This is a genomic window from Bradyrhizobium sp. SEMIA, from assembly GCF_014844175.1.
GTDB classification, from domain to species: domain Bacteria; phylum Pseudomonadota; class Alphaproteobacteria; order Rhizobiales; family Xanthobacteraceae; genus Bradyrhizobium; species Bradyrhizobium arachidis.
This window is the reverse complement of sequence record NZ_CP046601.1, coordinates 3,434,748-3,454,163: the sequence shown is the minus strand read 5'-3', so window position 1 is coordinate 3,454,163 and position 19,416 is coordinate 3,434,748. Positions and strand designations below refer to the sequence as shown.

At 66.1% G+C, this 19,416-nt stretch carries 15 protein-coding genes and 1 pseudogene; 5 read left to right on the top strand and 11 right to left on the bottom strand.

Annotated elements, in window-relative coordinates:
• Positions 1-12: 12 nt before the first annotated feature.
• Positions 13-405: a RidA family protein gene (locus tag FOM02_RS16960; RefSeq protein ID WP_027564572.1), complete on the bottom strand. Its 393-nt coding sequence runs from the start codon at positions 403-405 to the stop codon at positions 13-15.
• A 129-nt stretch (positions 406-534) separates the two neighbouring features.
• Here FOM02_RS16960 and FOM02_RS16955 point away from each other — a divergent pair, with 129 nt between their 5' ends.
• Positions 535-1,161, top strand: coding sequence for a LysR family transcriptional regulator (locus tag FOM02_RS16955; RefSeq protein ID WP_027564571.1), 627 nt, complete (start codon positions 535-537; stop codon positions 1,159-1,161).
• Between the two features lie 7 nt (positions 1,162-1,168).
• On the opposite strand, the pseudogene FOM02_RS16950 reads toward FOM02_RS16955, so the two are convergent.
• Positions 1,169-4,007, bottom strand: a pseudogene (locus tag FOM02_RS16950) (ATP-binding protein).
• 296 nt (positions 4,008-4,303) lie between these two features.
• On the opposite strand from FOM02_RS16950, the gene FOM02_RS16945 reads away from it, so the two are divergent.
• Complete coding sequence (locus FOM02_RS16945; protein ID WP_027564569.1) at positions 4,304-5,293, top strand: Bug family tripartite tricarboxylate transporter substrate binding protein; 990 nt, start codon at positions 4,304-4,306, stop codon at positions 5,291-5,293.
• Between the two features lie 6 nt (positions 5,294-5,299).
• Here the strand turns inward: FOM02_RS16945 and FOM02_RS16940 are convergent, their stop codons facing one another.
• The 8 genes from FOM02_RS16940 to FOM02_RS16910 form a co-directional block, all read right to left on the bottom strand.
• Positions 5,300-6,439 carry an MFS transporter gene (locus FOM02_RS16940; RefSeq protein WP_027564568.1) on the bottom strand — a complete coding sequence of 380 codons (1,140 nt, stop codon included), beginning with the start codon at positions 6,437-6,439 and terminating at the stop codon, positions 5,300-5,302.
• A 60-nt stretch (positions 6,440-6,499) separates the two neighbouring features.
• On the bottom strand, positions 6,500-7,828 hold the full coding sequence (locus FOM02_RS16935) for an ATP-binding protein (RefSeq protein WP_027564567.1): 1,329 nt from the start codon (positions 7,826-7,828) through the stop codon (positions 6,500-6,502).
• Positions 7,825-8,538 (bottom strand): response regulator, encoded by a 714-nt coding sequence (locus tag FOM02_RS16930; RefSeq protein WP_027564566.1) that lies wholly within the window; start codon positions 8,536-8,538, stop codon positions 7,825-7,827. The genes FOM02_RS16935 and FOM02_RS16930 overlap by 4 nt, the downstream gene beginning before the upstream one ends.
• A 90-nt stretch (positions 8,539-8,628) precedes the next feature.
• Positions 8,629-10,590, bottom strand: a complete 1,962-nt coding sequence (locus FOM02_RS16925; protein ID WP_027564565.1) for a MacB family efflux pump subunit — start codon at positions 10,588-10,590, stop codon at positions 8,629-8,631.
• A gap of 1 nt (position 10,591) precedes the next feature.
• Positions 10,592-11,800, bottom strand: coding sequence for an efflux RND transporter periplasmic adaptor subunit (locus FOM02_RS16920; RefSeq protein ID WP_416207783.1), 1,209 nt, complete (start codon positions 11,798-11,800; stop codon positions 10,592-10,594).
• Between the two features lie 23 nt (positions 11,801-11,823).
• The gene (locus tag FOM02_RS46850) at positions 11,824-12,729 is read right to left on the bottom strand and encodes an efflux transporter outer membrane subunit (protein WP_322596988.1); all 906 of its coding nucleotides are present in this window, start codon (positions 12,727-12,729) and stop codon (positions 11,824-11,826) included.
• The gene (locus tag FOM02_RS46845) at positions 12,684-13,265 is read right to left on the bottom strand and encodes a TolC family protein (RefSeq protein ID WP_322596969.1); all 582 of its coding nucleotides are present in this window, start codon (positions 13,263-13,265) and stop codon (positions 12,684-12,686) included. The genes FOM02_RS46850 and FOM02_RS46845 overlap by 46 nt, the downstream gene beginning before the upstream one ends.
• A 904-nt stretch (positions 13,266-14,169) precedes the next feature.
• Positions 14,170-14,538: a hypothetical protein gene (locus tag FOM02_RS16910; protein WP_092216098.1), complete on the bottom strand. Its 369-nt coding sequence runs from the start codon at positions 14,536-14,538 to the stop codon at positions 14,170-14,172.
• A gap of 82 nt (positions 14,539-14,620) precedes the next feature.
• Between FOM02_RS16910 and FOM02_RS16905 the strand changes: the two genes are divergently transcribed.
• The 3 genes from FOM02_RS16905 (at position 14,621) to FOM02_RS16895 (ending at position 18,450) form a co-directional block, all read left to right on the top strand.
• On the top strand, positions 14,621-14,815 hold the full coding sequence (locus FOM02_RS16905; RefSeq protein WP_141263128.1) for a hypothetical protein: 195 nt from the start codon (positions 14,621-14,623) through the stop codon (positions 14,813-14,815).
• 55 nt (positions 14,816-14,870) lie between these two features.
• A complete protein-coding gene (gene bamA, locus FOM02_RS16900; protein ID WP_416207782.1) occupies positions 14,871-17,348 on the top strand; it encodes an outer membrane protein assembly factor BamA in 2,478 nt (825 codons plus the stop codon).
• A gap of 169 nt (positions 17,349-17,517) precedes the next feature.
• Positions 17,518-18,450 (top strand): helix-turn-helix domain-containing protein, encoded by a 933-nt coding sequence (locus tag FOM02_RS16895; protein ID WP_027562325.1) that lies wholly within the window; start codon positions 17,518-17,520, stop codon positions 18,448-18,450.
• 20 nt (positions 18,451-18,470) lie between these two features.
• Here the strand turns inward: FOM02_RS16895 and FOM02_RS16890 are convergent, their stop codons facing one another.
• A complete protein-coding gene (locus FOM02_RS16890) occupies positions 18,471-19,391 on the bottom strand; it encodes a catalase family peroxidase (protein ID WP_027562326.1) in 921 nt (306 codons plus the stop codon).
• Between the last annotated feature and the right edge of the window lie 25 nt (positions 19,392-19,416).

Here is a 19,416-nt window from a genome sequence, read left to right as displayed (position 1 = left end):
GCGAAGCCGGTTTCATTCCGCCGCGATTGCCTCGATCTCCAGCAGCCATTTGCTGTTGACGGTCTGGGCGATCACGACCGTCACCGCGGGCTGATGGTCGCCGAGCATCGCGCGGCGAATGGTGCGGTTGGTCACGAGCTGAGCCCGGTCAGTCAGGAACGTGGTGACCTTGACCAGATGCTCGACGCCAAGGCCGGCGGCGGCGAGCACCTCCTTGACGTTGCGCCAGGCCTGCTCGCATTGCGCCTCGAACCCTTCAGGCACGGAGCCGTCGGATCTCTCGGGCACCTGGCCGCTGATGAACAACAGGCGGCGATGCTGCGTCAGTTCAAGTCCCATGCAGTAGCCGCCGGCGGGAGGGTAGACCGTTGCGGGATTGTGGCTGACGATATGAGGTAGGGGCATAGGGTTTCTCCGGATTGCGGCGTAACCGTACCCGGCGACATCGCCGCGGCGCAAAGCATCATTGCTGCGGTTCAGCGCAAGAAAATCTATTGCAAGGCCGGCGCCTATCAGTGTCAAACTTGCGGTGCGATGACCTACGCCCTTCCACCACTCAACGCGCTTCGCGCCTTCGAAGCCGCCGCACGGCATCTCAGCTTCAAGCTGGCCGCGCACGAGCTGCATGTGACGCCCGCCGCCGTGGGGCAGCAGGTGAAAGCGCTGGAGGCACGCCTCGGCGTGCAGCTGTTCGAGCGGCTGCATAAGCAGCTGATCCTCACTGCGGCCGGGCAGGCCTATCTGCCCGGGGTGTCCGAAGGCTTTCGCCACATTGCCGAGGCAACCTCGCAATTGAAGCCGTCAGGTGCAGTGTTGTTGCAATTGGGCGTCCATGCCAGCTTCGACCTGCGCCGGCTCGATCTGGCGGCGTTTCGCAGCGCGCATGCCGACATCGGCTTGCGCGTGCTGCAGCCCGCCGGCCTGCACGAGCTGGTCGAGGGCAAGGTCGACCTCTTGATCGCCCGCGGTCTCGGTCACCATCCGGGCTATCGCTGCGACCGCGTCGATGAGGGATCCGGCCTGGGAGACTGGCTGATCGCGCCCGAAGGCACCGCGGATTGTCCTGAAATCGTCAGCTTCCGCGCGTGGCTGCGCGCTGTGATCGCGCAGAGCCCGCACACAAACCGCCGTCCTCGACTGGTCGGCGGTGTCGGAATTTGAGGCGCCGTCAGCTCCGCAATTGCGCGATCAGGTCGCGCGCGATGCGCATGTCGGCGATCTCCAGGCCCTCGGCAAATGCGGCGCAGGCGTGCTCGAGAGCCGGCAGGGCTTCCGTGGTCCGGCCGGCCCCGATCATGAAGCGCGCGAGGCTGGTCGCACAGCGCAGCTCCCAGAACCGTGCGCCCTGCTGGGCCGCAATGCCCATGGCCTCGCGAAAGCGCGCCTCGGCGTCGCCGGCGTGCCGCGGGCTCCTCAGCATCAATTCGCCCTTGATGCGGATCAGCTCCGGCAGATACCAGAGCTCCTGCCGGTCGTTGCAGCGGGTCAGGACGTCCTCGATCACGTCGAGGCCGCGATCGATCTGGTCGGCCTCCAGAAAGCACGCGGCGAGCTCGCCGAGCAGCGGCAGGAAGCGCGGCAGGAAGCGCGCATCGCCGGCGCGATTGAGTTCTTCGCGCAGGAGCGGCAGGCCTGTTGCGATATCGCCGCGCCTTGCGATCACCGCGGCGTTGAAGGCCCGCGCCCACAGCCCCCACAGCCGGATGGCGTGGCGCTCGGTGTGTTCGACGAGCTCGGCGCCGTGGCGCTCCGCGGCCTCGAAATCGCCGGCCCAGAACGCGATCGGGCAGGTGGCCTGTCCCAGCACGCTGCAGAAGGTCAGCGCGTGGCCGTTGGCGCGGCCCTCCTCGATGTTCCTGGCGGCGAGCGCCTGGGCCTGATCGGCGAGCCCCTGAAGCCACAGGATGCGGGCGCGGAAATATTGCGTAGATATCCGCAGGTCGAGCGGGAAGATTTTTGGCTTCTCCGCCAGCACATGCAGCGATGCATTCACCCGGTCGATGCAGACGCGTGCCTCGTTCTGCTCGCCGAGATAGTGCAGCGCCACGGCCATCAGCCGGTCGCCCAGCATCACATCGGTCCTGTCGGGCGAGTTCGCCGCGGCATTCGCAAACCGATCGGCCAGGGCGCGGGCCTTGCCGAACTGCCCGTTGTTGAACTGGTCGATGCACAAGCCCCAGAGCGCGCGCAGCCGGAAGTCCTTGTCGTCGAGCCGGTCGGCGAGCTCCAGCGTCGTCTCCAGGATCGGACGCGCCTCGCGGGCGCGGCCCTCGCCATACATCAGCGACCAGCCGAGCGCTGACAGGAGCTGCATGCGGACACGCTCGTCGCCGGCATCTCCGAGCGCCGTGAGCGCCGTTCTGGCGCGCTCGCGGCATTCGGCGAACAGCGACAGGCGCACCCACATCGTGACCGCGGCTGCGGTCAGCGCGATTCCCAGCGCAGCGTCGCCGTCGGGCGCGAAGGCCCAGTCCAGCGCCGCGCGCACATTGTCCAGCTCGGCGCCATAGATGCCGAGCCATTCCGGCAGCGGCGTCGACGAGTCGGCTTCGGCGCGCTGGAAGAAATCGCGAAAATGCTCGGCGTGGCGCCGCGCGAACTGCTTGGTTTCGCCGAGCTCGGCGAGCTTTCCCTGCGCGTAGGTGCGCGTCGTGTCGAGCAGGCGATAGCGCAGCATCCGTGAGCCGGACGGCGAGATCAGCGATTTGGTGACGAGGCTGTCGATCGCTTCCAGCGTCTCCGACGTGCTGAGGCCGTCGCCGGATGCGACCGCCGCGGCCGCCTCCGGCGCGAACGGGCCGGCGAAGACCGAGAGCCGGCGCAAGGTGGCGCTCTCGGCGGGAGGCAGCAGGTCGTAGCTCCAGTCGAGCGCTGCGGCGAGGGTCTGGTGTCGCGGCACGGCGGTGCGCCGCCCCCGCCATTGCAGCGAAAAGCGGCTGTCGAGCAGCGATGCCGTGCCGGCGATGCCGTAGGCGTTGACACGGCCCGCCGCGAGCTCGATTGCGAGCGCAATGCCGTCGAGGCGCCGGCAGATGCTGGCGACAAGCGGCGCCTCTTCCGCGCTGAGCTGGAACGGACCCGAGCTCTGCGCGATGCGCTCGACGAAGAGCTGCGCCGCGGGATAGGCGAGCACATCGTCGACACCGAGGCCTCGCGCTCGGGCGGGCAATCCGAGCGGGAACAGCCGGAAGATGCGCTCGCCTTCGCTCCGGAACGATTCGCGGCTGGTGGCGAGCACGCGAAGCTGCGGCACGTCGCGAACGATGCGCTCGACCAGCGGGGCGAGCGTATCCAGCACATGCTCGCAGCTGTCGAAGATCAGCAAAGCGGGGCCGGTCTTCAGGAAGGTCAGCAGGGCCGGCGTCGGATCCTCCGCGCTGATGGTGAGGCCAAGCGCGGAGGCGACGGTGGTTGCGACGTGGCTGGCATCGCGCAGCGGACCGAAATCGACGAAGAAGACGCGCCCGCCGAAATCCGTCGAGCGGCGATGCCCGACGGTGACCGCGACGGCGGTCTTGCCGATGCCGCCGGGGCCGACCACGGTCATGAAGCGATAGAGCGAAAGGCCGTTCGATATTTTTTCGACGATCTCCTCCCGTCCCACCATCTTCGAGAGCGGGCGCGGGGAGGGAGCGGAGCGGCAGGATGTCGACGGTGGGCGGCGCGGCCGGCGCCGTGGCTTGGGCGAACGAGGCGACGAAGCAATAGCCGCGGCCGGGCACGTTGACGACATAACGGGCCGACTTGCCGGTATCGCCGAGCGCCTTGCGCAGTGCTGCGACATGGAAGCGCAGGCTGCCCTCGTCGACATTGACGTCGGCCCAGATCCGCTTGACCAGCTCGCGCTTGTCGACGACCTCGCCGGGGCGCTCGGCCAGAAAAATGAGAATATCGAGCGCACGGCCGCCGACATGCAGAGGCGAGCCCTCTTTTTCCAAGAGCCGGGACTTCGGAAACAGTCGAAATGGCCCGAAGGAAATGGCCGAGTCTTCGCTACGATCTGGCACGCGCCATGGCCCCCGCAACGGGAGTCAAAAGGTATGACTTTCTGCTCTATCAGAACGAGGCGTACAGTAAACTGGCCGAAAGCAGTGGGGCAGGGCTGGCAGCCCTGCGTGCATCGCTTGGGTCAGAGGGGCAGCGGAATCTTGCTTGAAAAGGAATGGGTTAGGCAAATATGACACGGCAATGACGCTGCCGACTTATCCGGAGGGAGCATTGACGGCGGTGAATCATTGCTGCGATGGAAGGGTTCTGGAGCCGGCCCCGCCTCGACAGTGACAACCGACGTCCGGATTCGAACATGCCCTCCTTCTCGCGGCGACAGATCGTCCATGCATTGCCGGGCGCGGCGGCGCTTGCCGCAATCCCGCGCAGTGGACGAACCGCCGACTATCCGTCGCGTCCCATTCGCCTGGTGATTCCCTATGGGGCAGGCGGATCGGGCGACCAGATCGGGCGTCCCTGGGCGGAGAGGATGTCCTCGCTGCTCGGACCCGTCTTCATCGAAAACATCACGGGTGCAGGCGGCGCGATCGGGACAACCGCGGTCGCGCGCGAGAAGCCCGACGGCTACTCGCTGCTGCTCGGAAACGACAGCACGCAGGCGGCCATTCCGCTGCTCGCGCAAAACCCGTCCTATGCAATGGACGATTTCCGCGCCATCTACCGCCTCATCACCAGCGCGCTGGTTTTCGCCGTCCATCCGTCGCTGCCCGTCAAAGACCTGCGCGAACTGGTAGCCTACGCAAAAGCCAATCCGGGAAAGCTGTCCTACGGGACGCCCGGCATCGGTAGTGGAAATCACCTCGTCGGCGAGGCCTTCAAGCTGCAGACGGGTGCGCTGGACATTGTTCATGTCCCGTATCGGGGCATCGCGCAGGCCAGCAACGACCTCCTCGCCGGTCAGATCCCCCTCATCATTGCCGTGATGTCGGTGCAACTGCAGCAGTGGAGCGAGGCCGGCAAGATCCGGATGCTTGCGGTCGCCACCGAAAAACGGCTGAGCGTTGCGCCGGACATTCCGACCGCCATCGAGTCCGGCATGCCGGGCCTGCGCTATGATGGCTGGTTCGGCCTGTTCGCGCCCCGGCAGACCGACGATGCGATCATCGACCGGATCGCGCAGGCGACGCGCCTTGCCATGGCCGACAAGGCGATGCAGGCCAATTACCGCGCCGAGGGCATGGAGCCGGACAGCGACTCCAACCCGGCCACATTCCAGCGCCTCGTCGAGGCGACCTCGGCGAGCCTCGCGTCCATGATCAAATCGATCGGACTGGAGAGGTTTTGACGGAGCTCACGCCGCAGGCCGCGTGACGATGCGCGCCGACAGCGTGACGAGACCCATCAGCGCGGCCAAGAGCCAGAACGCCAGCGGCAATCCCCCGATACGCGCGACGAAGCCGACGCCTGCCGGGCCGATGAGGATGCCGGCATAGCCCGCGGTGGTGATCGCGGCCACCGCAAGCCCCGTCGGCATCACCGTCTGCCGCGCCGCCCGGCGGAACAGCACCGGCACGAGGTTCGAAGCGCCGAGGCCGATCAGCAAGAAGCCGGCGATCGCGACCGCAGCCACCGGCGCCGTGAGCAGGACGACGAACCCCGCGATCGCAATGAGGCTGCCCCAGAGCAATGTCGCGCGGTCTCCAACGCGCGCGACGACGACATCGCCGCCGAGTCGCCCCATCGTCATCGCGATCGAGAACACGATATAGCCGATCCCGCCTTGCGTTTCGGAGACGAGGCCCGCGCCGATCACGAGCAGTGCGCCCCAGTCGAGCATTGCACCTTCGACCAGGAACGTGATGGCGCCGAGCAGCGCCAGCAGCAGCACCGAGCCGTGCGGCAGCACGAACAGCGGTCCCTCCTGCACCTGCACGGAGCGAAGCAAACGCGGCCAGGCGACGAGCATCGCGATCAGCATCAGGGCGGAGCAGACCAGTGTGCATGCAAGCGCGGAGAGTTGCAGCGAGAGCAGCGCGGTCATCAGCGCCGATCCGGCAAAGCCGCCGATGCTGAACAGCGCGTGGAAGCCGGACATCAGCGGCCGGCCCGCATCGCGCTCCACCTCGACCGCGTGGATGTTCATGGCCACGTCGATCGAGCCGAGCGCGGCGCCGAAGCCGAACAGCGCCAGCGCCAGCGTTGCCGGTGTGCTCGCGACCGCCAGCAGCGGCAGCACCAGCGCAAGGCCGAGGCCGCCCGCGATGATGATCGGCCGGCTGCCGTAGCGCGCGCTCATGACGCCGGTCAGCAGCATCGCGAGCACCGAGCCGATGCCGAGGCTGAGCAGCAGCAGTCCGAGCACGCCGTCGTCGACGGCGAGCCGCGCCTTCGCGAACGGCACCAGCGGGGCCCAGCAGGCGATGCCAAAGCCAGCGACGAGAAAGGCGAGCCGCGTCGCAAGACGGGTCGCCGGCCGATCGGCAGAATGCATGGGAACTCCGGGAGATGAAGCAGGCGGGAGCCGCCGACAAGCCCCAGAATTGCCGCGCCTTTATGTCCGAGCGGTGCTCGAATTGTCGCGGCCGGCGCGAGCGAGCTGCAGGCGGACGCGCAAGCCCTTCGGCGCATTGTCGAGCAGCTCGAGCGTTCCGTCATGCGCGGTCACGATCGCCTGCGCGATCGAGAGGCCAAGGCCAAATCCCGATGTCTCGTCCATGGTACGGGCTTCCTCGCCCCGCACGAACGGCTCCAGCATCGCCGCCTTCTTGTCGTCGGGAATGCCGGGTCCATTGTCGGAGACATCGATGACGAGCCGATCTTCGGCCATCACCAGCGCGACCTCGACGTCGGTTCCGAAGCGCGTCGCGTTCTCGACGAGATTGGTCACCGCGCGGATGATCTCGTCCGGCCGCATCACGAACGCGGCCCTCGCGGGTCCCGAATAGGTCACCGCATGGCCGCAATCCGAAAACTGCTCGCTGACCATTTGCAGCAGCGCGGCAACATCCACCAGCGTCGGCTTGACCTGACTCTCGTTGCGCAGCAGCGACAGCACCGATTCCAGCATCGACTGCATCTGGTCGAGATCGCGCACGGTTTGCGTGCGCTGGGCCGGATCCTCGATATATTCCGAGCGCAGCCGCAGCCGCGTGATCGGCGTGCGCAGATCGTGGCTGATGGCCGCGAGCATGCGGGTGCGGTCGTTCATCAGCGCCGTGATGCGCTCGCGCATCCGGTTGAGCGCGCGCGCTGCGGACTTGATCTCCTCCGGTCCGTTTTCAGGGAGCGGCGCGGACGACCGGCTCAGGCTGAAATCCTCCGCCGCGCGGGCGAACGCCGACAAAGGCGAGGAGAGCGCGCGGCCGGCCCAGACGCCGAGCAGCGTGACGCTCGCGACCAGGAACAGCAGCGTGGAGGTCCACAGGCCGCTGACGAAGGCCGGCATTTTCGGCGAGCCGATCGTTGCCTCGAGCACGTCGTCCTTCGACAGGTGAAACCAGACGCGATCGTCTTCCGACGTGCTGCCGCGAATGAGGTCGACTTCGCCATTGAGCGGCGAGGGGACGTTCAGCGTCCGCTGCGGCAATGGCACGGTGGAGGCGGAAACGCCTTCTAGCAAGCGGAGCCTCAACGCCGGAAAGGTCCGGCTGACGCTCTCCAGCACGGTCGCTCGCTCGGCCTGTGGCGTGTTGGCGATGATCCGAACGATCAGCGCGAACTGCTCCAGCGGCCTGTCCGCCAGAAGCTTCGGCCTGTTGAGCAGGAAATATCCGCCGATCAGGACATGGATCAGGACCAGCGAGAACAGGACCAGGGCGGCGATCTGGCCGCTGATCCGCCTGAAGCTGAACAGCGCGATGACGTCGGCAACGCGCCTCATGCTTCCTCCACGACCGGCGTGAAGATGTAGCCGCCGGTGCGGATGGTCCTGATCATGGACGTGCCTTCCGTCCGGTCGAGCTTGCGGCGCAGCCGGCTGACCAGCACGTCGATGCTGCGGCCGAAGCTGCCGCCGGGACGGCCGCGCGTCATGCTCAGCAGATTGTCGCGGCCGAGCACGCGGCCGGCACGCTCGCAGAAGGCTTGCAGCAGATCGAACTCGGCGCTGGTCAGCGGCACCTGCGCGCCTTCGGGGTCGCGCAATTCCCTGAGGCGCAGATCGATGGTCCAGCCCTGGAACTTCAGGCGCGTCGCGGTGGAGGCGGCAGTGAGGCCGCTGGCGTTCCGGCGCAGCACCGCATTGATCCTGGCGAGCAGCTCGCGCGGGTTGAACGGCTTCGGCAGATAATCGTCGGCGCCCATCTCGAGGCCGAGGATGCGGTCGAGGTCCTCGCCCTTGGCGGTGAGGATGACGATCGGCGTCATGGACTCCATGCGCAGCCGGCGGCACAGGCTGAGCCCGTCCTCGCCTGGCAGCATCAGGTCGAGCACGATCAGATCGACCCGGTTCTGCGAGAGGTAACGGTCCATCTCCTTGCCGTTCGTGACGGTGCTGACCGCAAACGAATGGTCGTGCAAATAGCGCGCGATGAGGTCGCGGGTCGGCTGATCGTCCTCGACGATCAGGATGTTCGGCGTGCCGTTGGTCATGGTTGAAATCGCATCGGGATCGCCGATCGTTGGTCGATTTGCGGACGGTTGTCTCGTCCGAAGAACTACGGGCATGGTGCAATCCTAGAGTTAGTCACGGCTGAGCGCCACCACGGGGTCGAGGAAGGCGGCACGGCGGGCGGGGAAGAAGCCGAAGGCGATCCCGATCCCGGTCGAGGTCAGGAACGCCGCGCCGACCGAGAACATCGAATAGCTGACTTGGAATCCAGGCACCGCGGCGTTGATGGCGACGCCGAGCAGGATCGCGATCAGAATGCCGGCGATGCCGCCGATCGAGGAGATCAGCGTCGCCTCGACCAGGAACTGCTGGAGGATGTCGCTGCGCCGCGCGCCGACCGCCATGCGCACGCCGATCTCGCTGATGCGTTCGGACACCGACACCAGCATGATGTTCATCACGCCGATGCCGCCGACGACCAGCGAGATTACCGCGATCGCGGCGACCAGGAAGGCGAGGGTCTGCGTCGTGCTGGTGATGGTGCGGCGGATGTCGTCGGTATTGAGGATGACGAAATCCTTGGTGTTGTGCCGCTGCCTCAGAAGCGTGGTGACCGCGTCCTGAGCCAATGTGGTCGAGATCTCGTCGCTGATCCGCAGCAGCACGCTGCGCAGCGCGCGGTCGCCGGTGAATTGCGCCTGCACGGTGGTGTAGGGCAGATATACAGACAGGTTCTGGTTCGAGCCGAACCCGCCCTGCTGCTGGGCGATGACGCCGACGATGCGGCACGGCACCTTGCCGAGCCAGATCACGCGGCCGATGCCCGAGGTCTGGTCGTCGGCGAAGAAGGTCTTGCGGGTGTTGTCGTCGATGACGGCCTGCCGCTCGATGTTGCGGACCGCATCGGCGTCGAACAGGCGGCCTTTTGCCAGCTTGGCGCCCTTGACCTGGAAATAGCTTTCGCCGACGCCGTTCACCAGCACGTTGGATTCGTTGCCGCGATAGCGGACGGTTGTGCTGGTCGAGACCGTCGGCGTGACGCCGGCGATAAAACTCTGCCGGTCGAGCGCGCGGGCATCGTCGAGCACCAGCGTCTTGATCTTGCCGGCGCGCGCATCGCCAAAATCCTTGCCGGGAAATACCTCGATCGTGTTGGTGCCGAGGCTTGCGATGTCCGACAGCACCTTGCGTTGGGACGCATTGCCGAGGGCAACCACGGACGAGACCGCGGCGATGCCGATGATGATGCCGAGCATGGTCAGGAACGCGCGCAGCCGGTGCGCGGCCATCGCGACCAGCGCCATGCGCGAGGCCTCCCGCAGGCGCCGCAATCCGCCGGACCAACGAGCGCCGCCGTTCCCTGAGGTCCGGGACGCCGGGGCAGGCGGCTCCGCCATGGCCTCGCTCTCCGTGCGGCGATCGGAGACGATCTTGCCGTCGCGCAGCTCGACGATGCGCTCGGCCCGCGCGGCGACACCGGCATCGTGGGTGACGATGATGATGGTCCGCCCCTCGCGGTGCAGCTCTTTCAGGATCTTCAGGACCTCCTCGCCGCTGCGCCGGTCGAGTGCGCCGGTCGGCTCGTCCGCCAGGATCACCTCGGCGCCGTTGATCAGCGCTCGCGCGATCGAGACGCGCTGCTGCTGGCCGCCGGAGAGCTGGTTCGGGCGATGGCCGCTGCGTTCGCCGACGCCGAGCCGCGCCAGCAGCCGGTCCGCGCGCGTGCGCCGCTCCCGCGCCGTCATGCCGGCATAGACGGCGGGAATCTCGACGTTGTCGGCCGCGGAGAGATCACCGAGCAGATTGTAGCGCTGGAAGATGAAGCCGAAATGCTCGCGCCGCAGCGCCGCCAACTGATCCGCATCTAGCTCAGAGACGTTCTTGCCCGCGACCCGATAGGTGCCTGACGTTGGACGGTCGAGACAGCCCAGGATGTTGAGCAGCGTCGACTTACCCGACCCGGACTGACCGATGATCGCGACCATCTCGCCGGGCTGGATGCTCAGCGAGAAATCATCGAGCGCCACCACAATGGTGTCGCCGGCCGCGAACTCGCGGCGGATGTTCTGGAGATCGATGATCGGGTCGGTCACCTCATGGGCCTCCCCCTCCGGGCGGGCCGCCCGGCATGCCGTGCGATGCGGTCTGCTCGTTGGCTTCCCCGGTGACGACCCGTTCGCCCTCGTCGAGGCCGGATCGGATCTCGACGGTGGTGCGATCGTTGAGGCCGGTCTTGACCTCGCGCTCGCTTACGTCACCGGATGCGGCAAGCGTCCGCACCGTGCTGCGGCCGTCGGATTTCCGCATCACCGCCAGCGCGGGGATGACTTTTACGCGCTTAGCCTCGCCGGTGACGATGTGCACCTCGGCGGTCATGTAGGTCCGCAGTGCATAATCCTTGTTCGGCACGTTGAAGACGCCGATGTAGTAGATCGCCGTGCTGGTCGAGCTCGATGAACTGGACGAGCTCGAACTCGACGTGGTGGTCGAGGAGAAGCTGGCGTCGTTCTTGATCGATTCGGGCGCCGGCTCGATCTGTTCCAGGCGGGCCTCGTAGCGATGGTCCTGGTCGCCGAGGATCGTGAAATAGAGCGATTGTCCCGGCCGGACCTTGACGATATCGGCCTCGGAGATCTCCGCCCGCACCGTCATCGTCTCCAGTTGGCCCAGCACGACGATGGTCGGCGCGGACTGCACCGCGTTGACCGTCTGTCCCTCCTGCACCACGGTGGCGAGCACCGTGCCGTCGATCGGCGCGGTGATGCGGGTGTATTCGAGATTCACCCGCGCGGTCTGGACGCTGGCCTCGGCGCCGACGATCAGCGCCTCGAGGGCTGCGATCTGGGCGCGGGTCTGGCGCACGGTCGAATCCGCGCTGTCGAAATCGCTGCGCGAGGTCGCGCGCTGCGCCAATGTCGCCTGCTGGCGCACGAGGTTCGCCTCGGCCAGCACCAAGGCGGCCTCCTTCTCCTCCTTCTGCGCGCGATAGTTCTTCAGCGAGGCTTCCGAGCTGCGCAGATCGTTCTGCTTGGTGACGGGATCGATCTGGGCGATGACGTCGCCGGCCTTGACGGTGTCGCCGATGCGGACGTTGAGCGCGGTGATGCGGCCGGACACCTGGGCGCCGACGGCGGTCAGCCGCGCCGGTTTCAGGGTGCCGCTGGCGAGTACCTCCTCGCGCAGATCGCTGATCGTGACGGGTGCCGTGATGTAGGATTGCGCCTTGCTCGACGTTCCCGGGAAACGCGAGGCCGCGACGACGCCGGTCGCAACGACGGCGACGATTGCGGCGGCGACCTTCATGTGCCTGGCGGTGATGAACTCGGTCACTTCTGCACCTCCCGGAGATGCGGTCCGGTGTTGGTGTCCACGATGATCGGCCTCGAGACGTCGACTGGATCGGTCCAGCCGCCGCCGAGCGCCTTGGCGAGCGAGATGTAGTCCTTGGCCGCCGCGACCTTGCTCTGGATCAGCGAATCCTCGGCCGAATAGAGCGATCGCTCGGCATCGAGCACGTCGATGAAGCTGGCGCTGCCGGTCTCGAACAGCGAGCGCGACAGCTTTGCCGCCTCGCGGTAGTTCGTCGCCGCTTCGGTCAGCTTGCTGGCGCGGACGCGTTCCTGGGCCAGCGAGACCAGCGCGTTCTCGACATCTTCGAGCGCGGTGAGCAGGGTCGAATGGAACGTGGCGAAGGCCTGGTCGCGCTGCGCTTCCGCGATCCTGACCGTCGCGAGGCGCTTGCCCGCATCGAACACTGGCACGGTGACGGAAGGGCCGACCGACCAGCTCACGCTGGAATATTTTGCGAGATCGCCGACGCGCATCGCCGAGGTGCCGACCGAGCCGGTGAGCGACACCGCCGGGTAGCGGTCGGCCTCGGCCGCGCCGATCTTGGCGGTCACCTGCGCCAGCTTGCGTTCGGCGCTGGCGATGTCGGGGCGGCTCATCAGCAGATCGGCGGGCAGCCCCGTTGGCAATGGCATGCGCGGCGCCGGCACCGGCGCGGACTTCGCCAGCAGCGCCGCGACGCCGTTGGGCGGGCGGCCGAGCAGGATGCCGAGCCGGTGGATGTCGGCGGCAAGCGCCGCCTGATAGGTCGGGACGTTGGCTTCGGTGCTGGCGGCCTGCGCCGTCGCTTTGGCAAGATCGACGGCGTTGCCGCTGCCGGCGTCGTATTTGCTGCGGGTCAGCTTCTCGGTGTCGCGCTGCGAGACCGATGTGCGCTCTGCCAGCGCGATCCGGGCCTGATAGCCGCGCGCCTCGACATAGTAGGCGCGACGTCGCCGATCAGGGTGACGAGGCTGTCGCGCAAATCCTCCTCGGCGGATTGTTCGCCGCGCACCGCCGCCTCGATGCTCCGCTGCGTGCCGCCGAACAGGTCGAGCTCCCAGCTCGAATCGAAGCTCCCCTGGTGCAGCGTGTAGGGCGCGCTGTCCGCGATGGCCGAGGCGGAGCCGGAGCTGGTCTTGTTGTTCGTCCCCGAGGCCGTGCCGCTCACGGACGGAAACAGGCCGGCGCTGGTCTGCTGCACGGTTGCGCGCGCTTCGCGCACGACCGCTTTCGCCTTGGCGACGCTGGGATTGGCTTCGACGGCCTCTTCGATCAGCCGGTTGAGCAGAGGATCGCGCAGGCGCAGCCACCAGCGATCAAGCGTGCCGGCATCTCGCCGCGAAGCGGCCTTGGTGCTCCAGTGCGAAGGCAGGTTCAGCCTTGGCGGACCGGCATAGTCCGGACCCACCGCGCAGCCGGTCAATGAGCTACCCAGCATCAGCGCGAAGCAAACTGATCCGCCACGCGACAGGGCGGCGCGCAACAGGCTGGGCGTTGGATGGGGATTCTCCTTTGCGGATGGCACGGGGATTGCGACGAACGAGTGAGACGGCATCAAATCGGCTGAGATCCATTGGCCTGGCCCGGGAAGGAACGGCGCCCATCGTCCTCGGAGGCGGGGTCGAGGCAGGAACCACTAGCCGGGCGATCGTGGCCTTTCGGCAGCCCCAATGTTTCTGAATGTAAACAGATATTGCGCGGCATCTCGGCGCTGGCGGCACGGTGCCCGCCGGGAAGAACATCGGCCCTGTGTCGCCGCCTGGTCAAGCCCTCTAGACAAAAATATTCCACTTTACCGAAATTCGGATTTGTCGTATGTCTTGCCCATCCCGGCTCATCCTTGAGGGGCGATCGTGAGGTCGTCATGTTCGCGAGCCGGGCTTGCGGTGGACGCGGCAGCGTCGGGCGCGAGAGGTTAGGGCGGGGCGGATTGCTCTCCGCGAGCCCGAAACCGCGCGTGGACGAACGGCGCTGTCAGGTTCGTCTCGCCTGTAAGTTTCCGGCTCTGTCGACAGGGCTGGGAAAACTGCTCACCTGTATGCTGCTGTGCGGTCTCCTTGCGCTACCTATTCGCGCAGCGGACCGCGGGTGCTAGCCGGCACCCGGCCTTCCCTGCGCCCTCTTGGCTTTGAGGGTGGAATGACCAAGCAAAGCTCGGGTGAATTGAGCCGCGAGAAGGCGAAGGCGCGTCCGCAGCGCCGTAGGATGGGTAGAGCGAAGCGAAACCCATCATGCTTCGGCGCCAACGAGTCGATGGGTTTCGCTTCGCTCTACCCATCCTACAAGAGCGGAAATCTGAGATGCCGCCTCCGGGCGTTGCCGCGTGTCCGGGACACGTCTGGTCACCACGAGATCGGGATCCTTTGCACAAATCCACCGAGATCCGAGTCAGGGCTCAGCGGCTGCCGATCGAGCGGCCGGTTGTTGTTGCCGCGCGCGAACGACGTGCCGGGCGGCAGGGCGTAGTCGGTGAACTTGCGCTCGCCGGGAAGCACCTCGGTCCCGCCATCCAGCCACGACCGCTTGCTCACATAGATGCGCGTGTGCGGGCCTGAGGGGTAGGAGCGGTTGGGGCCGTTCGGACCGTACTCATAGGCGGCATTCTGCCTCGTCGGCGATTGATCGCGCTTGCCGGCTGTCTCGGCATGCGCGGCGAGGGTCGAGGCGAGGAGGGCGACCAGCGCCGTTCTGGTCATGACAATCGCGTTCATCGGCAAACACCCCATGCGAGTTCCTGATGCCGCCGCCTCTCGCACCGGATCGGGGGCCTGTAAAGAATTCGGGCGTTGCGCGATGTTGCTGAAGCTGCACATGGGGCAGGCCGCTTCGCGGCGGCTTCAACCTCAGCCAGCCGCCATTGATGGCCCGCGCCGTCATCGTGGCGGCAACGCCGACGCGGCTGATCGGCCAATCAAATTCAACGACCGGAAACAGTACAGCAATCTCAAAGCCACACCGCGGCCACAGCCGTTTCGTTTGAGCAGGTGACGTGCTCTTGAGGTGTGGAATGTCGGTTTTGCGGGCCTGGCTGATCGCGGTGGCGATGAGCGGTGTATCGATTGCGAGTTCAATTCCGGTCGCGCTGTTGCCGCAACCGGCCGCCGCGCAGAGCGTGGAGACGATCGTGGTCGAAGGCAATCGCCGCGTCGAGGCGGAGACGGTCCGCTCCTACTTCAGGCCCGGCCCTGGCGGACGGCTCGATCAATCCGCGATCGACGACGGTCTCAAGGCGCTGATCGGGACCGGCCTGTTCCAGGACGTGAAGATCAGCCAGGCCGGCGGCCGCATCACCGTGTCGGTGGTCGAAAACGCCGTGATCGGCCGCATCGCCTTCGAGGGCAACAAGAAGATCAAGGACGAGCAGCTTTCGGCCGAAATCCAGTCCAAGGCGCGCGGCACCTTCTCCCGCGCCATGGTGCAGTCCGATACGCTGCGCATCGCCGAGATCTACCGGCGCTCGGGCCGCTACGACGTCCACGTCACGCCCGAGATCATCGAGCAGCCGAGCAACCGCGTCGACCTGATCTTCACCATCGAGGAGGGCGCCAAGACCGGCGTCAAGTCGGTCGAGTTCATCGGCAACAACGCCTATTCGGCGGCGCGGCTGCGCGACGTGATCAAGACGCACGAAAGCAACCTGCTCAGCTTCCTCGGTAACAACGACATCTACGACCCCGACCGCGTCGAGGCCGACCGCGACCTGATCCGCCGCTTCTATCTCAAGAACGGCTATGCCGACGTCCAGGTCGTGGCCGCGCTCACCGAATACGATCCGGAGAAGAAGGGCTTCAACGTCACCTTCAAGATCGAGGAAGGCCAGCAATATCGGGTCGGATCGGTCGACTTCCGCTCCAGCATCCCGAATTTCGACGCAAGCTCGATGCGTTCCTATTCGCGCGTCGGTACCGGTTCGCTCTACAATGTGGAAGCGGTCGAGAAGTCGACCGAGGAGATGCAGATCGAAGCCTCGCGACGCGGCTATGCTTTCGCCATCGTCCGGCCCAGCGGCGACCGCAACTTCGAGGCGCATACAGTGTCGGTCGTCTTCAACGTCGACGAGGGGCCGCGCACCTATATCGAGCGCATCAATCTGCGCGGCAACACGCGCACGCGCGACTACGTGATCCGCCGCGAATTCGACCTCTCGGAAGGCGACGCCTACAACCGCGCCCTGGTCGACCGTGCCGAGCGGCGGCTGAAGAACCTCGACTACTTCAAGAGCGTGAAGATCACGACCGAGCCGGGCTCGTCGAGCGACCGCGTCATCCTGGTCGTGGAGATGGAGGAGAAATCGACCGGCGACTTCTCGATCTCGGGCGGTTACTCCACCACCGACGGCGCCCTGGCCGAAGTTTCGGTCTCCGAGCGCAACCTGCTCGGCAAGGGGCTCTACGCCAAGGCATCCGTCAGCTACGGCCAGTATTCGCGCGGCATCTCGCTGTCGTTCGTCGAGCCCTATCTGCTCGACTACCGGCTGGCGCTCGGATTCGACACCTATTGGCGCCAGCAATTGTCGAACAGCTATACGAGCTATGGCGTGACGACGCTGGGCTTCTCGCCGCGCCTCGGCTTCGCGCTGCGCGAGGATCTCTCGCTCCAGCTGCGCTATTCGCTCTATCAGCAGAGCATCACGCTCGCCAGCGCCTACAACAACTGTAACAACAACGCATCGAACAGCTCGCTGGCCTTCAATCCGACGCCGGCCTACATCAAGAACGTCCTAGGCGGCGTGGACCCGACCAATGCGACGGATTCGGGCGTCTATGGCTATGGCTGCTACGGCGACGGCGAGTCGAGCCTGCCGGTCCGGAAGGAATTGGCGAACGGCGCGACCTGGACTTCGGCGCTCGGCTACACGCTGAACTACAACACGCTCGACAACAACAAGAACCCGACCGACGGTCTGCTGGTCGACTTCCGGCAGGATTTCGCCGGGGTCGGCGGTGACGTCACCTATCTGAAGACCGCCGTGGACACCAAGTACTACACGTCGCTGGTGTCCGATATCGTCAACGTGATCCACCTCCAGGGCGGTATCCTCAACAAGATCGGCAACAACGATCTGCGCATGCTCGATCACTTCCAGATGGGCCCGAATCTCGTCCGCGGCTTCGCTTCCAACGGCATCGGCCCGCGCGACATCACCTATTACAATTACGGCACCGCGGGCGATGCGCTCGGCGGCACCAAATATTGGGGCGCGTCGATGGAATTGCAGATGCCGTTCTGGTTCCTGCCGAAGGAAGTCGGCCTCAAGGGCGCGGTCTATGCCGACGCCGGCTCGCTCTGGGGCTACCAGGGGCCGACGTCATGGTCGGCCACCGGCGAGGTCAACACCAAGGCCTGTCCGACCTGCGGACTGCAATATGACGACGGCAATGTGGTGCGCTCGTCGGTCGGTGTCGGCCTGATCTGGGCCTCGCCGTTCGGGCCGCTGCGTTTCGACTATGCGGTGCCGATCACGAAGGGCAAATACGACATCGTCCAGGAGTTCAGGTTCGGCGGCGGCACCTCATTCTAGGACGCGGTGCTGCGGCGGGACGCCGCGGCATGCCTCGTGCGTTTGTGAAAATCTGTGATGGGCTTGTTGCGCGCAAGCGTGGACAGCTATTGGCGAATGTCCGATAATGCGCGCTGCAATTGCAGGGCCCTGTGGCCTGCACTTGAGTTTCCACAGAAGGACGATCCCGATGACACAGGCAGGCGCCTACGGGCAGAGGCTTGGGCAATTCCTGCGTTTGAAGGATGCGCCGCCCTCGCTGGTCACGCGCTCGCTGCGCAGCGCCGCGCTCGCGGTCACCGAAACCCGCAATGACCGCCCGGTGCGTGGCCTGTCCGGCTCGCTGACCGCCGAAGATGCCTTTCTCGTCAGCCTGAAGCTGCACGATTATCCGGACTGCGAGCTCTGGGAGCGCGGCAAATGCATCATGCGGGCGGATGTCCGCGCCGGGACGACCTATCTCTACGATCTCAAGCGCGATCCGCGCTACGTGATCGACAAGCCGTTCCACTCGCTGTTTTTCTACATTCCACGCTCGGCGCTCGACAGCATCGCCGAGCAGTGCAATGCGCCGCGCGTCGACGAGCTCGACTGTCAGATCGGCATCGGCCATGACGACGGAATCATCCGTCACATCGGCGCCTCGCTCCAAGAGGGCCTGCGCAGACCGGACGAGGCCAATCAGCTGTTCATCGATCACATGATGCTCGGCCTGACCGCCCATGTGGCCCAGACCTATGGCGGGCTTCAGCGTACGACCGCATCCGCGCGCGGCGGCCTCGCGCCATGGCAGGCGAAGCGCGCCTGCGAGCGGCTCGAATCCGACCTCAGCGGCAAGCTCTCGTTGCAGAAAGTCGCGGCCGAACTCGACCTCTCGGTCAGCCATTTCTCGCGCGCCTTCCGGATTTCGATCGGCCTGCCGCCGCACCAATGGCTGCTGCATCAGCGCGTCAAGGCCGCCAAGCAGTTGATGAGCGTTCGCGACCTGCCGCTGTCGGAGATCGCGATGTCGGCCGGCTTTGCCAATCAGAGCCATTTCACGCGGGTGTTTTCCTCGATCGTCGGCGTCAGCCCGGCGGTATGGCGCCGCGAGGCGCTTGGGGCCTCGCGCGTCGGGGCTTGAAATCGGTGATGCCGTGCGCCTCAGCGGCGCTTGGCCAGTGAAATGGTGTAGGCGGCGCGCCGCGCCGCAAAGATCTCGTCCGGCGGGTGGCCGATGCCATCGGCGAGATTGGCCGGATTGAAAATGGAGGCGTCGCAGGCCTCGTTCGGCTCGAAGCCGGTGATCACGATCGTGCCGAGGCGCACCTCTTCGCGATCATCCTCGTCGGGCCAGCGGATCGTGACGTCCTTGATGGGATCGCCGGGACGATCGAGCAGCGCCATCACGTTGAAGCGGGCATGGCCTGCCGCGATCCGCGTGCCGAGATCGTCGCGCAGGAAATCGGCCGGCTTCGCTCTCGCTTCGTCCTCGCTCAGCGTGATGTCGCCTCCGGCCGGGGCCACCTTGAACTTGATGAAGCGCGTCTCGCCTTGCTCATTCGTTGCCGGAAAGGCGTGCACGCCCCAATAGGTCGTACCGGCAAGGCTTCCGGGCAACGGGCGCGCAGCGATGTAGTTCGCCTGATTGAGTGTCTCGGGATTGGCCACCGAGAACGCCTTGACCTTTGCCATATCAGGCTTGCCGTCGGCGCCCGGAACGCGCGCCTTGAGGAAGGCCAGCATCTGCTCGAGCGTTCGCGCAAAATGCACCGGCGCGCTCTCGACGAGAATGTCGGATCGATGATCCTCGTCGCCGAGCTTGAAGCTGAAGCCGCGCAGCACCAGATTGTTGGTGTCGGCGACGCCAGGATTGCCGCCGCCGACCGAGAAGCGGGCTAGCACACGCGATGGCCTTGTGAAGCTCTGGGATCGCGTGATCTCTCCCGCGCGGTCCGATGGAGTGTAGGTGCCGCGAACGCACCAGCCTTTGGCGAAACTCGCGCGCACCTTCGGCGGATTGCCGGCAACCGCCTTCAGGGCATCGACGATGGCGGCGGGCGTTGCCGTGGGACTCCGGGGCATGATGGGCCTTCTCGCGTGGGGGCGC

Bases quoted from the DNA above. Each gene is read 5' to 3' on its own strand.
- bamA (WP_416207782.1), top strand. From the start codon at position 14,871: ATGAGCGGTGTATCGATTGCGAGTTCAATTCCGGTCGCGCTGTTGCCG.
- FOM02_RS16940 (WP_027564568.1), bottom strand. From the start codon at position 6,439: ATGCATTCTGCCGATCGGCCGGCGACCCGTCTTGCGACGCGGCTCGCC.
- FOM02_RS16955 (WP_027564571.1), top strand. From the start codon at position 535: ATGACCTACGCCCTTCCACCACTCAACGCGCTTCGCGCCTTCGAAGCC.
- FOM02_RS16935 (WP_027564567.1), bottom strand. From the start codon at position 7,828: ATGAGGCGCGTTGCCGACGTCATCGCGCTGTTCAGCTTCAGGCGGATC.
- FOM02_RS16960 (WP_027564572.1), bottom strand. From the start codon at position 405: ATGCCCCTACCTCATATCGTCAGCCACAATCCCGCAACGGTCTACCCT.
- FOM02_RS16920 (WP_416207783.1), bottom strand. From the start codon at position 11,800: ATGAAGGTCGCCGCCGCAATCGTCGCCGTCGTTGCGACCGGCGTCGTC.
- FOM02_RS16895 (WP_027562325.1), top strand. From the start codon at position 17,518: ATGACACAGGCAGGCGCCTACGGGCAGAGGCTTGGGCAATTCCTGCGT.
- FOM02_RS16890 (WP_027562326.1), bottom strand. From the start codon at position 19,391: ATGCCCCGGAGTCCCACGGCAACGCCCGCCGCCATCGTCGATGCCCTG.
- FOM02_RS16905 (WP_141263128.1), top strand. From the start codon at position 14,621: ATGTTGCTGAAGCTGCACATGGGGCAGGCCGCTTCGCGGCGGCTTCAA.
- FOM02_RS16945 (WP_027564569.1), top strand. From the start codon at position 4,304: ATGCCCTCCTTCTCGCGGCGACAGATCGTCCATGCATTGCCGGGCGCG.
- FOM02_RS16930 (WP_027564566.1), bottom strand. From the start codon at position 8,538: ATGACCAACGGCACGCCGAACATCCTGATCGTCGAGGACGATCAGCCG.
- FOM02_RS46845 (WP_322596969.1), bottom strand. From the start codon at position 13,265: ATGCTGGGTAGCTCATTGACCGGCTGCGCGGTGGGTCCGGACTATGCC.
- FOM02_RS16910 (WP_092216098.1), bottom strand. From the start codon at position 14,538: ATGAACGCGATTGTCATGACCAGAACGGCGCTGGTCGCCCTCCTCGCC.